The following is a 15,040-nucleotide window of genomic DNA, read 5'->3' as shown; positions in this document are numbered from 1 at the left end:
CTCCTTATTTCTTCTTGGCGTAAGGCATCATCGGGCGGATGATCTGCTCATCAGCCTTCGACAGGACAGTCGTGCCGCGTGCGGTACGGATGAACTTGGTGGTCCGCTTGATCATGCCGTGGCGTTTGCCGGCCTGACCGGCAATGATCTTGCCGGTAGCGGAAACCTTGAAGCGTTTCTTGACGCTCGATTTCGTCTTCATCTTGGGCATTTCGGTCTCCTGTTATCTCGAGAATAAACGCGACTCGGCATGCCACTCCGGCCGGCCGCGCAGGTAGAGAGCGCCGTATAGGGGGGTGCCTGCCCTTTGGCAAGACCGGAATCGCCGGCAAAGCACGGGAAAATGCATCCTCCCCGAAACACCCCGGAGCTGCCCGCCCCTAGGTGCCGTTCAGCACGTAGCCGATCACCCGGATGAAGGCATTGGGCATCTCGGCGGGGGCATAGATCTCGGGGTACCGGAACCAGGCCCAGCCGATCATGAGCACCCCGACGCCCATCATGACGAGCGCCGGCACCGAGACGTATTCCGCCACCCAGGAAGCCACCAGCCGCGACAGCCCGAAGAGCAGCAGCAGGAAGCCGATCACGAAGATCCAGTCGCTGGTCATCCGGCCCGTCCCGCCTGCTGTGCCCTGCCCCCGTGAACGGACAGGTTATTCCGGGTCCGCGGCAAAGATCAAACGTTCCTCGCAGGGTGCGACACGCAGGATGTTGGTGGTGCCCGACTGGTTGAAGGGCACGCCGGCGGTCACCACGATCTGATCCTCGGCCGTGGCAAGCCCGGTCACGCGGGCGCCGCGCGCGGCGTTCACCACCGCCTGCTTGAAGCGGTGCAGCTCGCCCGTCATCAGGCAGTTCACGCCCCAGGACAGCGCCAGCCGGCGGGCGGTGCCGCGCAGGTGGGTCAGCGCCAGGATCGGCACCCGCGGCTTTTCGCGCGAGATCAGCAGCGCGGTGGTGCCGTGCTGGGTAAAGCAGCAGATCGCCTTGATATCCGTCGTCTCCGCGATCTCGCGGGCGGCGGCCACGATCCCCTCGGCCACGGAACCGCGCCCGGTGGTGGAGGACCGCTGGGCCTCGATCACCTCGCGATAGAGCGGATCGGTCTCGACCTCGTGGGCGACGTTGTCCATGGTCCGCACCGCCTCCACCGGGAACTGGCCGGCGGCGGATTCGGCCGAGAGCATGACGGCGTCGGTGCCCTCGTAGATGGCGGCGGCCACGTCCGAGACCTCGGCGCGGGTGGGCATCGGGCTCTCGATCATCGATTCCAGCATCTGGGTGGCGACGATCACCGGCTTGGCCGCCACGCGGCATTTCCGGATCAGGCGCTTCTGGATCGGCGGCACCGCGTGCACCGGCAGTTCCACGCCCAGGTCGCCGCGCGCCACCATGATGCCGTCGGACACCGCAAGGATGTCGTCAAAGCTCTTCACCGCCGCGGGCTTCTCGATCTTGGCCAGGATCGCGGCGCGGCCATCGGCCAGCTCGCGCGCTTCCTCGACGTCGGCGGGGCGCTGCACGAAGGACAGCGCCAGCCAGTCGACACCGAGCTGGCAGACGAACTCGAGGTCCTTGCGGTCCTTCTCCGACAGCGCCGCCAGCGGCAGCACCACGTCGGGCACGTTCACGCCCTTCCGGTTGGAGATCGTGCCGCCCACGGTCACTTCGCAATCGGCGAAATCTGCACCGCAGTCCTTGACCTTCAGGCGGATCTTGCCGTCGTTCACCAGCAGCGAGGAGCCCGGCTCCAGCGCGGCGAAAATCTCGGGGTGGGGCAGCTGCACGCGGGTCTTGTCGCCGGGCGCATCGTCCAGGTCGAGGCGGAAGCTGTCGCCCACGGCAAGCTCCTCGGCCTCGCCGGCAAAGGCGCCGACGCGCAGCTTGGGCCCCTGCAGGTCGGCCAGGATGCCGATGGTCGTGTCCATGTCGCGCTCGATCTGGCGGATCACGCGATGACGCTCGCGGATTTCGTCATGGCTGCCGTGGGACATGTTCAGGCGGAACACGTCGGCCCCGGCTTCGTGGAGCGCGCGGATCGTCTCGTAATCCGAAGAGGCGGGCCCCAGCGTGGCGACGATTTTGGTATTGCGCTGACGTTTCATTAAGGTCATCCCCTGTTATCGCGGCCCGGAATCCCGGAATGTTAGCGTTCACATCGCACTTTACGGCTTAAAACCACCATTGCCAATCGAGGTGACAGCCCCATGACGTATGCCCCGTTTCAAAGCTTTGGGAAAGACCGTCCGGCACGATGGCTGGTGACCTGTGACCATGCTGCCAACACCGTACCCGATTTCGTCGGCGGCGGAACCCTGGGCCTGCCGGAGGGCGACATGAACCGGCACATCGCCTATGACGTGGGCGCCGCCGGCCTGGCCACGGCCCTGGCCGAAGTGCTTGATGCGCCTGCGATCCTGTCGAATTTCTCGCGCCTGGTGATCGATCCGAACCGCGGCGAGGACGATCCGACGCTGCTGATGAAGCTCTACGACGGCACCATCATCCCCGGGAACCGCCACGCCGGCCCGGCCGAGCTCGAGGCGCGGCTCGAGCGCTGCTATCGCCCCTACCATACGGCGCTGGAGGCCCTGGCGGCCCGGCGCGCCGACACGGTGCTGCTCTCGATCCACTCCTTTACCCCGCAGCTGCGCGGCCGGCCGAAACGGCCCTGGCACATCGGCGTGCTCTTTGCCTCCGACGAGCGGCTGACCGCGCCGCTGATCGCGCGGCTGCGGCAGGAGGAGGACCTCTGCATCGGGGCCAACGAACCCTATGGCGGCCACCTGCCTGGCGATGCGGTGGAACGCCACGCCATCGACCACGGCCGGCCCAATGCGCTGATCGAGCTGCGCAACGACCTGATCACCTCCGAGGCGGACCAGCGCGCCTGGGCCCTGCGCCTGGCGCCGATCTTGCAGGAGGTCCTGGCCGAAACCGGCCTCTGACACCCCTCCCCTGACGCACCGGAAAGGACCCGAGATGCCCCATATCGTGATGGAATTCGGCGGGCTGGAGCAGCCGCTCACCCCCCTGATGGAGGCCCTGGCCGAAGCCGTGGCCAGCCACCCCGAGGTGCCGCGCACCGCGGTCAAGGTGCGCGCCCACGAATGCACCGGCTTCCTGCTGCTCTCGGGAGAGCCGCGCTTCGTCAACGTGACCCTGCGCCTGATGGACAGCCGCCCCGAGGAACAGCATGTCGCGCTTGCGGACATCGTGATGGCCGAGCTGACCCGCCTGCTGCCCGCCGATTGCGCCATCGGCGTGGATACGGCGCGCATCCCCAGGGTATCCTTCCGCAAACGCTGACAGACAGGAGACAAGCCCATGGACGACCAGACCCGTATCGAGCTCGAGGCCGCGGCCTTTCGCACCCTGCGCGACCACCTGATGGAAAAACGCCCGGACGTGCAGAACATCGACCTGATGACTCTTGCCGGATTTTGCCGCAACTGCCTGTCGCGCTGGTACCAGGAGGCGGCGAATGCGCGCGGGATCGAGATGACCAAGGACGAAGCCCGGGAGATCTTCTACGGTATGCCCTATGATACGTGGAAATCCGCACATCAGACCGAGGCGGATGATGCGAAAAAGGCGGAATTCGATATCGCATTCCGCGAGAATGTCGGCAAAAAGGACACATAAGGGCGCCTTTGCACAATCCAACCTTGTGACGGGGCCCCTGCTTCCCATTTCGGGGAGAATGTCTTGAAAACCGTATGGAGGTATTTATGGGGCTGCGGCGTGAGCTCGACAGATTTTTTTCAAGTGACGCGGCGGGTGGGATCTTTCTGATCGGCGCAACGGTTCTGGCGCTGATCGTGGCCAATTCGGCGCTCGGCCCGGCCTACGAACACTTCCTGCACCTGCATCTTGCGATCGAGATCGAGGGCAAGGGGGTCGACGAATCCCTTCTGCACTGGATCAACGATGGCCTGATGGCCGTCTTCTTCTTCCTGACCGGCCTCGAGCTGAAGCGCGAGCTGATGGAAGGCAAGCTGAAGAACCCGCGCGACGTGATCATGCCCGGCATGGCGGCGGTCGCGGGCATGGCAGCCCCGGCAATCATCTACGTGGCCCTCAACTGGGGCAACACGGAAACCATGGGCGGCTGGGCCATTCCGGCGGCCACCGACATCGCCTTCGCGCTCGGCGTGCTGGCGCTGGTGGGCCCCAGGGTGCCGGCCTCGCTCAAGATCTTCCTGCTGACGCTGGCGATCCTCGACGACATGGGCGCCATCGTGGTGATCGCGCTGTTCTATACCCAGGACATGCAGCCGCAGTACCTCTACATGGCGCTGATCCCGCTGGCGATCATGGTGTTCCTGAACCTGCGCGGCATCCACCGCATCGCCCCGATGATCATCCTTGCCACGATCATGTGGGTCCTGGTGCTGAAATCCGGCGTGCATGCCACGCTGGCCGGCGTCATCGCGGCCTTCTGCATTCCGCTCAAGGACAAGTACGGCAAGTCGCCCCTGCACAAGCTGGAACACGGCCTCGCGCCCTATGTGTTCTTCATGATCGTGCCGCTCTTCGCCTTTGCCAACGCCGGTGTGAACCTGCGTGGCCTGACCGTGCAGGACCTGCTCGATCCGCTGGCGCTCGGCATCATGGGCGGCCTGGTGATCGGCAAGCAGGTCGGTGTCTTCTCGACCGTCTGGCTGATGGTCAAGCTCGGCATCGCGCGCAAACCCTCCGGGGCGAACTGGATGCACATCTACGGCATCGCCTGCCTGGCGGGGATCGGCTTCACCATGTCGCTCTTCATCGGCACGCTCAGCTTCAGCGATGCGGCGCACATGAACTCGGTCCGCCTCGGCGTGCTCTGCGGCTCGCTGATCTCGGCGGTGCTGGGCTTTACCGTGCTCAAGCTCGCCTCGCGCGGCGAACCGGCGCCCAAGGGCGCCCCCGCCGAAGCCTGATCCGACGCGCTCCGAAAATGCGAAAGGGCACCCCGCGGGGTGCCCTTTTTTCGTTGGCCTGGCAGCTCTCCGATGCGCCGGGAAGCTCGGTCCGGGAGTTCAGGGCGGGGCCTCAGCCCCGCACCAGCTCCGAGACTGCCCGCGCCACGGGCACGTCGCCGTCGGTCAGCTCGTAGATCTCGCGGCGGATGCCCGGGGTGGCGATCAGCCGCGACAGCGTCGCCGCCACGTTTCCGCGCGCAACCTTGCCATAGGGCAGCGCCTTGCCCAGGGCGATCTTGCCGTCGCCATCCTCGTGCGTCAGCGTGCCCGGCCGCAGGATCACCCAGTCGAGATCGCTCTGCGCCACGGCCACGTCGGCCTGTTTCTTGATCCGCATGTAGTGCTCGAAGCCCATCTTGGGCTGCGCGCCGCGCCCCGCCTCGGGAAAGGCCGAGACCAGATAGAGCCGCGAGATGCCGTTGGCCTTTGCCGCGGCCAGGCATTTCACCGGCCCCTGGCCATCGATCTCGGAGGTGCGGTCGGCCCCGCTGCCCGCGGCCCCGGCGGAAAACACGATGATGTCGTGGCCACGGGCGGCCCGGGTCATGTCGTCGGCGCTCATCTGCATCAGGTCGCCCTCGACCGGGTTCAGCCCCGCGGCCTGCAGCAGCTCCTCCTGGCCCGGCGTGCGATAGAGGCCGGAGACCTGGTGACCGGAAGCGATCAGCATGGGCGCAAGGCGGTGGCCGACACCGCCGGTGGCGCCGATGAGCAGGATTCGGGACATGAGCGGGGCTCCGTGCTGTAAATCTTGACCCGGCATGTGGCGGGCCCAAGCGAGAGGTAATCGTCCGCGACGGAAAGCAAAAGGCCCGCTGCACTGCAGCGGGCCTTTTCGGCAGAAAGACGGAGGACACGGCGCCGTATTGGCCCCGCCCCCCCCTCGTTCAGGCTGTGATCAGACGGCCATGCTCATGCATTCGGCCAGATAGATCTCGCGCAGGCGCTTGGCGATCGGGCCCGGGGTGCCATCGCCCAGCGCCACGCCGTCGATCGAGACGACGGGCATCACGAAGGCCGAAGCCGAGGTGGTGAAGGCCTCGTCAGCCGCCTTGGCTTCCTCGATGGTGAAGTTGCGTTCCTCGATCTCCATCTGCGCCTCGGCCGCCATCTTCAGCACGGCGGCGCGGGTGATGCCATGCAGGATGTCGGTGCTCAGCGCGCGGGTGATGATCTTGCCGTCCTTGACGATATAGGCGTTGTTCGAGGACCCTTCGGTCACGAAACCGTCCTCGATCAGCCATGCGTCGTCGGCGCCGGCCTTCTTGGCCATCATCTTGGCCATCGACGGATAGAGCAGCTGCACCGTCTTGATGTCGCGGCGGTGCCAGCGGATATCGGGAACCGAGATCACCTTGGTGCCCTTGGCGGCCTTGGGATCATTCGCCAGGCCCGGCTTGTTCTGGGTGAACAGCACCAGGGTCGAGGGCACCTTCTCCGGATCGGGGAAGACGAAGTCGCGGTCGTCGGGGGCGCCGCGGGTCACCTGCAGATAGACCAGCCCCTCGGTGATGCCATTCTTCGCCACCAGCTCGCGGTGGATCTCCAGCAGCTCGTCCATGGTGACGGGCAGTGCCATCTCCAGCTCGCCCAGCGAGCGTTCGAGGCGCTTGGCGTGGCCGCCGAAATCGATCAGCTTGCCGTCCAGAACGGACGTCACTTCATAAACGCCATCGGCCATCAGGAAGCCCCGGTCGAAGATCGAGACCTTGGCCTCTTCCTCGGGCAGGTAATCTCCGTTGAGATAGACAATACGGCTCATCGCGTGGATCTCCTTGGATGCCGGGGCCGGGCCCCGCTGCTGTCAGTGATGCCGCCTCTTGCGCCTTTCGGCCGCAAAAGACCAGTGCTCGCGCCGGAGAGATTTCCGCGCGGAATAGTCAGGACGGGCAGGTCGCAGGAAGGGAATGCCGCGACCTGCCCGGGGGGCCCCGATCGTCCGGGTGCCCTGGGGAAGGGTTGCCTCAGCCCCAGAGGGCCGCGACAGGCGGATGCACGCCGGCCTCGTCGTATTGCAGTGCCGGATCGCGATCCTCGGCCATCAGCAGCGGACCATCCAGATCGGTCACCAGGGCGCCCTGCGCCACCAGCACCGCCGGCGCCATGGCCAGCGAGGAGCCGACCATGCAGCCCACCATCACCTCATAGCCCTCGGCCAGGGCGGCATCGCGCAGCGCCAGCGCCTCGGTCAGCCCGCCGGTCTTGTCGAGCTTGATGTTCACTACGTCGTACTTGCCCTTCAGGTCGGGCAGGCTGGCGCGGTCATGACAGCTCTCGTCGGCACAGACGGGCACCGGCCGGTCCATGCCGATCAGCGCATCATCCAGCCCCGCCGGCAGCGGCTGTTCCACCAGAGCCACGCCCAGGCGCAGCAGGTGGGCCGACAGATCGGCGTAAACCTCCGCCGACCAGCCCTCGTTGGCGTCGATGATGATCTTGGAGTTCGGCGCGCCGCGGCGCACGGCCTCAAGGCGGGGCATGTCGTCGGGCGTGCCCAGCTTGATCTTCAGCAGCGGCCGCCAGGCGTTCTTCTCGGCCTGTGCCTGCATCGCCTTGGGCTCGTCCAGCGACAGCGTATAGGCGGTGATCTCGGGCTTGGGCGCCGGCAGCCCGGCCAGCTCCCAGACCCGCTTGCCGGCCTTCTTGGCCTCCAGGTCCCAGAGCGCGCAATCCACCGCATTGCGGGCGGCGCCCGGGTGCAGCAGCTCCTGCAGGCCCTTGCGGGTGATGTCCGGCGGCAGCGCCGCGATCTCTTCCTCGACCGAGGCGAGCGTCTCGTTGTAGCGCGCATAGGGCACGCATTCGCCCCAGCCGCTGTGTTCGCCGTCGCTCACGCGCACGGTCAGCACCTGCGCCTCGGTACGGGCGCCGCGGCTGATGCGGAACACCTGCGCCAGCGGGAAGCTGTCTCGGGTCACGTCGATCTTCACGTCGTTCCCTTTCATCTTTCCAGAAATATGCCCGCCGAAGGCGTCTCCGGCGGGCTCCGTCTCTTGGCGATCAGGCGATCAGCGCATCCACCAGCTTGGCAGCGCCATAGCGGTAGGGGTCGGTGGCCGGCAGGCCCATCTCCGCCTCGACCTTGGCCAGGTAGGCCTGGGCCTCGTCTTCCGACATGTGCTGGGTGTTCACCGAGATGCCCACCACCTTGCAGTCGGGGTTCACCCAGGTGGCCAGCGTCAGCGCCACGTCCTGCACCTGCTGCAGCGAGGGCAGCTTGTAGTCGGGCAGGCCGCGCATGTGCTCGCGGGTGGGTTCGTGACAGATCACCAGCGCATCGGGCTGGCCGCCATGCACCAGCGCCATGGTCACGCCGGAATAGGACGCGTGGAACAGCGACCCCTGGCCCTCGATCATGTCCCAGTGGTCGTCATCGTTGTCGGGCGTCAGGTATTCGATCGAGCCGGCCATGAAGTCGGCGATCACGGCATCGAGCGGCACGCCGTCGCCGGTGATCAGGATGCCGGTCTGGCCGGTGGCGCGGAAGCTGGATTTCAGCCCGCGTTCCTTCATTTCCTTGTCCATGCAGAGCGCGGTGTACATCTTGCCCACCGAGCAGTCGGTGCCCACGGCCAGGCAACGCTTGCCCTTGCGCTTCACGCCCGAGGCGATCGGGTATTGCACCGAGGGGATGCGCACGTCGTGCAGGGTGCGGCCGCATTCCTTGGCCACGGCGGCCAGGTCGGGCTCGTTGCGCAGCAGGTTGTGCAGGCCCGAGGCGATGTCGAAGCCCTCTTCCAGCGCCTCGATCAGCACCTTCTTCCAGGCCGGCGAAATGATGCCGCCGCGGTTGGCCACGCCGATCACCAGCGTCTTGGCGCCGGCGGCCTTGGCTTCGGCCAGGGTCATGTCGGGCAGTTTCATGTCGGCCTTGCAGCCTTCCATGCGGAACTGGCCGACGCAGTTGCCGGGACGCCAGTCCTTGATGCCCTGCGCGACCTTGGCCGCGAGGCCGTCCGGCGCGTCACCGAGGAAAAGCAGATACGGCGTTTCGATCATTGGATACACTCCCATGTAACTTTTCCCCAGATTGCGACGATTCTTCGTCAAGGTGTTTGCAAATCTGGCGCCGCGGCGACGATCTGAACAAGGATGTCCGGCTTTTGGGGATAACTTTCGAAGATCCTTTCGCTGCTGTACAGAGAGTATGCTGCGGTGCAAAATCAACTTGAGTTTGCACGAGCAATTTAATAACCAATGTGACGATCAAATCGAAACTTCATTACCCAAGGAATGCGCCATGTCCTTTCGTATCCAGCCTCAGCCCCCGGCGCGCCCGAACCGCTGCCAGCTCTTCGGGCCGGGGTCGAACACCAAGCTGTTCGAGAAGATGGCCGCCTCGGCCGCCGACGTGATCAACCTCGACCTCGAGGATGCCGTCTCGCCCGATGACAAGCCGCAGGCGCGCCGCAACATCATCGAGGCCATCGGCGATGTCGACTGGGGCACCAAGACCCTGGCGGTGCGAATCAACGGGCTCGATACGCCCTACTGGTACCGCGACGTGGTCGATCTGCTGGAGAATGCCTCCGAGCGCCTGGATCAGATCATGATTCCCAAAGTGGGCTGTGCCGCCGACATCTATGCCGTCGACGCGCTGGTCACCGGCATCGAAAACGCCATGGGCCGGAAAAAGCGCATCGCCTTCGAGGTCATCATCGAGAGCGCCGCCGGCCTCGCCCATGTCGAGGAGATCGCCGCCGCCAGCCCCCGGCTCGAGGCCATGAGCCTGGGCGCGGCCGATTTCGCGGCCTCCATGGGCATGCAGACGACCGGCATCGGCGGCACCCAGGAAGACTACTACATGTTGCGTGAGGGTCAGAAATACTGGGCAGATCCATGGCATTGGGCGCAGACGGCCATCGTCGCGGCCTGCCGCACCCATGGCCTTCTGCCGGTGGATGGGCCCTTCGGCGACTTCTCTGACGACGACGGCTATCGCGCCCAGGCGCTGCGCTCCGCGACCCTCGGCATGGTCGGCAAATGGGCCATCCACCCCAAGCAGATCGCCCTCGCGAACGAGGTCTTCACCCCCTCCGAGGCCAAGGTCGGCGAGGCGCGCGAGATTCTCGCCGCGATGGAGGAAGCAACCCGAACGGGTGCCGGCGCGACAGTCTACAAAGGAAGACTAGTTGACATTGCATCTATTAAGCAGGCACAAGTGATTGTGAAACAGGCCGAGCTGATCGCCGCATCCCGTTAGGTGACGCAGGCACGTTCGGCGGAGCGCCCGCGTGAGGAGGACTCGCGGGCGCTTCCTTTTCCCGCTCCCCGTGTTTACCTTGCGTCATGCTGTCGCACCCCGGTTCTGCTCCCGTTTCGGCCCCCGTCCGGCGCCGGTGCGCGCGGCGCCATACGCCCCCGTCTCGTCCCGTCCTGCCCCCAGCCCCGCGCCTGCCCCGCGCCCAGCCCGTGCCCACCCCGTGCACTGACGCAACCGTGATGCGGCAGGACCACGCCCCTGCGTCGCGCCCCACGCTATTGCCTTGGCAAACCGGCCTGAAAATATAAGTCTCGGGCCGAGAGACCCGCCACAGCCCTTGCCACGGAAGTGACCCATGCGCCCGATCCGAACTGCCCTGACCCAGACCCTTGCCCTCACCCTCACCTTCGGCCTCACCGCCGGCGCCGCCCTTGCACAGACCTCGACCGAGGTGGTCGAGACCGATGCGGTCAAGGTCTTCAACGGCAAGTGGATGCAGAACAAGGGCGCCGGTCAGAACGGGCTGCTGATGTATCTCACCCAGCCCCGCGCCGAGGCCGGCGACTACTTCTCGATTCGCTGCGACGCCGACGGCCGCTCCGTCCGTCTCGGGTTCGGAGAGAAGCTCGACGGCATCGAGGGCAAGGAGGGCCGCGGCAAGGCCTACAAGGCCCTCGCCCGCTTTACCGTCGATGATTTCTCCGGCGTCTACATGCTCGAATACACGGGCGCCACCGAGGATCCGAACTTCGCCAAGGGCGACGTGCACGGCTACAAGATGCTCTTCGACACCCCGGACGAGCGTGACCAGTTCCTCGACGTGCTGCGCTCCGGCAGCGCCCTGGTGATCGAGCACCAGGCCGAGCCGATCGACCTCACCGGCTCCGGCGATGCCATCGCCGAACAGGCGGCCTACTGCCAGTAGGCACGTCCGGGCAGGCCTTCAGGCGCGCTCGTCCTTGGGAGAGCCCATCACCACGTAGGAGGTGATGGCGTTCACCTGCGGCAGCGTGCCCAGCACATCGGTGTGAAACGCCTTGTAGGCGGCCAGGTCCGCCGCCTCGATCCGCAGCAGGTACTCCCGCTCGCCGGTGATGTTGTGGCACTCCCGCACCTCTGGCACATCGCGCATGGCGCGCTCGAATCCCTCCTGCGCGGCCTTGGTGTGCTCGCTCAGCCCCACCATGATATAGGCGACAAAGGTCACCCCCATCGCCACCGGGTCGGTCACCGCGCGAAAGCCGGTGATCACGCCGCGCCGCTGCAGCTCCTGCACCCGGCGCAGGCAGGCCGAGGGCGACAGCCCCACCTTTTCGGCCAGGTCGAGATTCGAGATCCGGCCGTCACGCTGCAGTTCGCGCAATATCTTTCGGTTGATCTGATCCATCTCGCTCATGGATTGCAGGATAGGCGGATTTCCCTCGCAGAAAACAACTTTCAGGCGCATCTCGCCCAATATGATTGCGGAACACCGCCTAAAAGAGTGCTTCCGATGTTGTTTCAGACCCTGCCCGCCCTTTTCCTCTTCTGCCTCGTCTCCACCATCACGCCAGGGCCCAACAACCTGATGGTCATGGCCTCTGGGGCGAACTTCGGCTATCGCCGTACGCTGCCGCACATGCTGGGCGTGGCCCTGGGGTTCGGCGCCATGACGCTTCTGGTGGGCGTCGGCCTGATGCAGGTCTTTCAGGCCTTTCCCGTCGTCCAGCAGGCGCTCACCGTCGCCTGCGTGCTCTACCTGCTCTGGCTGGCCTGGAAGATCGCCCATGCCGCCGCCCCGGGCCAGGGCGGCGATGCCGCCGGGCGTCCCTTCGGCTTTCTTCAGGCCGCCGGCTTCCAGTGGGTCAACCCAAAGGCCTGGACCATGGCGCTCGGGGCGATCACCCTCTTCGCCCCCGATCGCAGCCTGGCCGCGATCGGGCTGATCGCCCTGCTCTTCGCCGCCGTCTGCGTACCCTGCCTCAGCCTCTGGACCCTGATCGGCCAGCAGGTGCGCCGCCTGCTCGGAAACCCGCGCCGGCTGGCCATCTTCAACTGGTCCATGGCGGCACTGCTGGTGGCCTCGCTCTATCCGGTCTTCTTTCACTGAACGCGCCGTGTCCGGATGGGGCATAGCTCGCCCCTGCACCTGGCTACCCTCGACACCCTGCGCGACCGCGCGGCGCTGGATCAGATCGGCCGAACCGGCTGACGCAGGATCGTCTTCAGATTCTCCGGCGCCACCCGCCGCGCATCCGACAGGTAGATCTCGTGATGCGGCAGGCCAAAGGTCACCCCGGCCTCCGGCATCACCCGCCCATGCAGATCGGCCAGCACCGGCGTCTCGGCGGCATAGGGCCCGATGTGCAGCGTCTGCAGGCTGTCGCCCTCCTCGATGTCGCTCAGCTCGACCGAGGTCAGCACCGCCGCGTCGGCCTTGCCCGCGCTCTTCGCCACCGCCGCCGCGAACACCTCCCCGCTCACCGCATCCGGCACCCGGAGCATCGCCGTCCAGCGCCATTCCTCGCGCCGCCCGGCCAGGAAGGCGCCCGGGTCCTCCGCGTGCCATGTGCCTTCCAGCGGCGGCACCACGAAATCCGCCCCCGCCGCCTTCATGGCGAATTTCACCGCATAGGCCACCGGGTAGAGCGCGCCCAGCGCCGCCTGCCAGGCCTCCCCCGCCGGCGCCCCCTGCCCGGCAATGGTGACAAAGCGCATCTTCGGCACCACGATCCGGTCCCAGCGCCCCACCTTGCCGGCATAGAGCGCCCGCTCGGCCTTGCGGAAATCCAGCTTCTCCATCTCAGTCCCCCTTCCCCCTCAGCGGCCCCTCCTTCAGCGGCAGGTGCAGCTCCGTCAGCAGATCCGCGGGCGCGGTCTCCAGCGGCGTGTTCAGGTAATGCTCGTAGCTGGGCGCATCAGCGGGCGCGCGCCCCGAGGCGGGCAGCCAGGCACCGTAGAGATGCTCATAGGCCCCCGGCAGCCCCGCATAGGGCCCGCGATGGAGCAGCACCGCCTCCTCGCCCGCGGGAATGTGCCATTCCTCCATCCCCTCGGGCAGCGCCATCTCCGCCGCGATCTCGAAGGCGGCAAAGCTGCGCAGCTCCGCCTCCGGCACCACGGTGATGTCATCGGGAAAGACGGCGTACATCCCGCCCATCTGCGGCCACAGCCCCCGCGCCGCGATCATCACGTCGAGCCGCGAGAAGGCCTCGGCAATGCGGAAATAGCTGCCGCGGTGGCCCCGCCCCGCCAGGCGGCGGGCGGGCGCCTGCACCAGTGTCACGTCATGGGTCATGCTCGGGCTCCTCTCCGGGCCTTGGCTCATCGGCCCTGCGCGCCGGAACCGCGCCGGGCTCATGCCATACTGCGCCGCAAAGGCGCGGGCGAAACTGTCGGGGTCGGGATAGCCCACGTCGCGGGCAATCACCGCAATGTCATCCGCCTCCCGCGCGATCCGGCAGGCCGCCACGTGCAGGCGGATCCGCCGCACCATCTGCGCGCTGGTCTCGCCCGTCACCCTGCGCCAGACCCGGTGCCAGTGGAAACGGCTCATCGCCGCCACCTCCGAGAGCGCATCCAGCGACAGATCATCGCCCGGGTGCGCATGGATATGCGCCGCCACCCGCAGCAGCCGCGCCTCGTGATCCGCGGACATCCGCCTTCCCCCTGTCTGCACCCGGTTTGGCATGACACGACCCGGCAAATCTTGCCTTATTGCATCCCGAGCCTCGCACAGTCATATAACGCCCAACCGACGCAGGAGCCCTTGATGACGAATTACCTCGATTTCGAACGTCCGCTGGCCGAGATTGAAGGCAAGGCCGAAGAGCTGCGCGCAATGGCGCGGCAAAACGAGGAAATGGATATCGAGCAGGAAGCCGCCGCGCTCGACAAGAAGGCGGCAGACCTGCTGGTCGACCTCTACGCCAAGCTGACGCCCTGGCGGAAATGCCAGGTGGCGCGGCACCCCGACCGCCCCCATTGCCAGGATTACATCGCCCAGCTCTTCACCGAGTTCACGCCGCTGGCCGGTGACCGCAACTTTGCCGACGACCACGCGGTGATGGGCGGGCTGGCGCGGTTCAACGACCGCCCCGTCATGGTGATCGGCCATGAAAAGGGCAACGACACCAAGAGCCGGATCGAGCGCAACTTCGGCATGGCCCGCCCCGAGGGCTATCGCAAGGCGATCCGCCTGATGGAAATGGCCGACAAGTTCGGCCTGCCGGTGATCACCCTCGTCGACACCGCCGGCGCCTATCCCGGCAAGGGCGCCGAAGAGCGCGGCCAGTCCGAGGCCATCGCCCGCTCCACCGAGAAATGCCTGCAGGTCGGCGTGCCGCTGATCTCCGTCGTCATCGGCGAGGGCGGCTCCGGCGGGGCCGTGGCCATCGCCGCGGCCAACAAGGTCGCCATGCTCGAGCATTCGGTCTACTCGGTGATTTCCCCCGAGGGCTGCGCCTCGATCCTGTGGAAGAACGCCGAGAAGATGCGCGAGGCCGCCGAGGCCATGCGCCTGACGGCGCAGGACCTGCAGTTCCTCGGCGTGATCGACCGCATCATCCCCGAGCCCACCGGCGGCGCCCACCGCGCCCCCGAGGCCGCCATGGCCTCCGTGGGCAAGGCCATCCAGGCGATGCTCGACGAGATGCAGGGCAAGTCGCGCGAGGCGCTGATCCACGACCGCCGCACCAAGTTCCTCGACATGGGCTCCAAGGGCCTCGCCGCCTGACCGGACCCCATGTGATCCTGCGAAAGGCCGCCCCGGAGAGGGCGGCCTTTTTTCGTTGGGGGCATTGTCTGTTGTCGGTGTCGGCCCTATCCGGACATTCGCCAGTTCAAGGATAGCTGCGATGCGGCTTCCCCGAACCGGCCATTCCTGTCA

General features: G+C 66.5%; 18 protein-coding genes. 8 read left to right on the top strand and 10 right to left on the bottom strand.

Annotation, left to right across the window (positions count from 1 at the left end; genetic code table 11):
* Positions 1-4 precede the first annotated feature (4 nt).
* The 3 genes from rpmI to pyk all read right to left on the bottom strand — a co-directional run bounded on the left by rpmI (position 5) and on the right by pyk (position 2,108).
* Positions 5-211 carry a 50S ribosomal protein L35 gene (rpmI, locus tag AC0WR5_RS01520; protein ID WP_475866309.1) on the bottom strand — a complete coding sequence of 69 codons (207 nt, stop codon included), beginning with the start codon at positions 209-211 and terminating at the stop codon, positions 5-7.
* Between the two features lie 169 nt (positions 212-380).
* Positions 381-611 carry a hypothetical protein gene (locus tag AC0WR5_RS01515; protein ID WP_475866308.1) on the bottom strand — a complete coding sequence of 77 codons (231 nt, stop codon included), beginning with the start codon at positions 609-611 and terminating at the stop codon, positions 381-383.
* A 45-nt stretch (positions 612-656) separates the two neighbouring features.
* Entirely contained in the window at positions 657-2,108 is a 1,452-nt protein-coding gene (pyk, locus tag AC0WR5_RS01510) for a pyruvate kinase (protein ID WP_475866307.1), read from the bottom strand.
* Positions 2,109-2,210: 102 nt separating this feature from the next.
* On the opposite strand from pyk, the gene AC0WR5_RS01505 reads away from it, so the two are divergent.
* From AC0WR5_RS01505 to nhaA, 4 genes are all read left to right on the top strand, one after another.
* Positions 2,211-2,951: an N-formylglutamate amidohydrolase gene (locus tag AC0WR5_RS01505; RefSeq protein ID WP_475866306.1), complete on the top strand. Its 741-nt coding sequence runs from the start codon at positions 2,211-2,213 to the stop codon at positions 2,949-2,951.
* 34 nt (positions 2,952-2,985) lie between these two features.
* Positions 2,986-3,312 (top strand): hypothetical protein, encoded by a 327-nt coding sequence (locus AC0WR5_RS01500; protein ID WP_475866304.1) that lies wholly within the window; start codon positions 2,986-2,988, stop codon positions 3,310-3,312.
* Between the two features lie 18 nt (positions 3,313-3,330).
* Positions 3,331-3,648 carry a DUF1244 domain-containing protein gene (locus AC0WR5_RS01495; protein WP_475866302.1) on the top strand — a complete coding sequence of 106 codons (318 nt, stop codon included), beginning with the start codon at positions 3,331-3,333 and terminating at the stop codon, positions 3,646-3,648.
* 86 nt (positions 3,649-3,734) lie between these two features.
* Positions 3,735-4,928: a Na+/H+ antiporter NhaA gene (gene nhaA / locus AC0WR5_RS01490; RefSeq protein ID WP_475866300.1), complete on the top strand. Its 1,194-nt coding sequence runs from the start codon at positions 3,735-3,737 to the stop codon at positions 4,926-4,928.
* A 112-nt stretch (positions 4,929-5,040) separates the two neighbouring features.
* Here the strand turns inward: nhaA and AC0WR5_RS01485 are convergent, their stop codons facing one another.
* The 4 genes from AC0WR5_RS01485 to dgcN all read right to left on the bottom strand — a co-directional run bounded on the left by AC0WR5_RS01485 (position 5,041) and on the right by dgcN (position 8,969).
* Entirely contained in the window at positions 5,041-5,697 is a 657-nt protein-coding gene (locus AC0WR5_RS01485; protein ID WP_475866299.1) for an SDR family oxidoreductase, read from the bottom strand.
* 171 nt (positions 5,698-5,868) lie between these two features.
* The gene (locus AC0WR5_RS01480; protein WP_475866297.1) at positions 5,869-6,732 is read right to left on the bottom strand and encodes a D-amino-acid transaminase; all 864 of its coding nucleotides are present in this window, start codon (positions 6,730-6,732) and stop codon (positions 5,869-5,871) included.
* A 202-nt stretch (positions 6,733-6,934) separates the two neighbouring features.
* Complete coding sequence (dgcA, locus tag AC0WR5_RS01475) at positions 6,935-7,900, bottom strand: N-acetyl-D-Glu racemase DgcA (protein WP_475868856.1); 966 nt, start codon at positions 7,898-7,900, stop codon at positions 6,935-6,937.
* A gap of 70 nt (positions 7,901-7,970) precedes the next feature.
* Positions 7,971-8,969 carry an N-acetyltransferase DgcN gene (dgcN, locus tag AC0WR5_RS01470; protein ID WP_475866295.1) on the bottom strand — a complete coding sequence of 333 codons (999 nt, stop codon included), beginning with the start codon at positions 8,967-8,969 and terminating at the stop codon, positions 7,971-7,973.
* Between the two features lie 241 nt (positions 8,970-9,210).
* On the opposite strand from dgcN, the gene AC0WR5_RS01465 reads away from it, so the two are divergent.
* The gene (locus AC0WR5_RS01465; RefSeq protein WP_475866293.1) at positions 9,211-10,173 is read left to right on the top strand and encodes an L-malyl-CoA/beta-methylmalyl-CoA lyase; all 963 of its coding nucleotides are present in this window, start codon (positions 9,211-9,213) and stop codon (positions 10,171-10,173) included.
* 355 nt (positions 10,174-10,528) lie between these two features.
* Positions 10,529-11,098, top strand: coding sequence for a hypothetical protein (locus tag AC0WR5_RS01460; protein ID WP_475866291.1), 570 nt, complete (start codon positions 10,529-10,531; stop codon positions 11,096-11,098).
* Positions 11,099-11,116: 18 nt separating this feature from the next.
* Here AC0WR5_RS01460 and AC0WR5_RS01455 read toward each other — a convergent pair whose 3' ends face one another.
* Positions 11,117-11,569: an Lrp/AsnC family transcriptional regulator gene (locus AC0WR5_RS01455; protein WP_475866290.1), complete on the bottom strand. Its 453-nt coding sequence runs from the start codon at positions 11,567-11,569 to the stop codon at positions 11,117-11,119.
* Between the two features lie 96 nt (positions 11,570-11,665).
* Between AC0WR5_RS01455 and AC0WR5_RS01450 the strand changes: the two genes are divergently transcribed.
* Entirely contained in the window at positions 11,666-12,262 is a 597-nt protein-coding gene (locus tag AC0WR5_RS01450) for a LysE family translocator (protein ID WP_475866288.1), read from the top strand.
* Between the two features lie 80 nt (positions 12,263-12,342).
* On the opposite strand, the gene AC0WR5_RS01445 is transcribed toward AC0WR5_RS01450, so the two are convergent.
* Positions 12,343-12,954 (bottom strand): GyrI-like domain-containing protein, encoded by a 612-nt coding sequence (locus tag AC0WR5_RS01445; protein WP_475866286.1) that lies wholly within the window; start codon positions 12,952-12,954, stop codon positions 12,343-12,345.
* Between the two features lies 1 nt (position 12,955).
* On the bottom strand, positions 12,956-13,810 hold the full coding sequence (locus AC0WR5_RS01440) for an AraC family transcriptional regulator (protein WP_475866285.1): 855 nt from the start codon (positions 13,808-13,810) through the stop codon (positions 12,956-12,958).
* A gap of 114 nt (positions 13,811-13,924) precedes the next feature.
* Between AC0WR5_RS01440 and AC0WR5_RS01435 the strand changes: the two genes are divergently transcribed.
* Positions 13,925-14,887, top strand: coding sequence for an acetyl-CoA carboxylase carboxyltransferase subunit alpha (locus AC0WR5_RS01435; protein WP_475866284.1), 963 nt, complete (start codon positions 13,925-13,927; stop codon positions 14,885-14,887).
* Positions 14,888-15,040 lie beyond the last annotated feature (153 nt).

The sequence above is a fragment of the Pseudooceanicola sp. DL12 genome (assembly GCF_056270665.1).
This window is presented reverse-complemented; position numbering and strand designations above follow the sequence as displayed.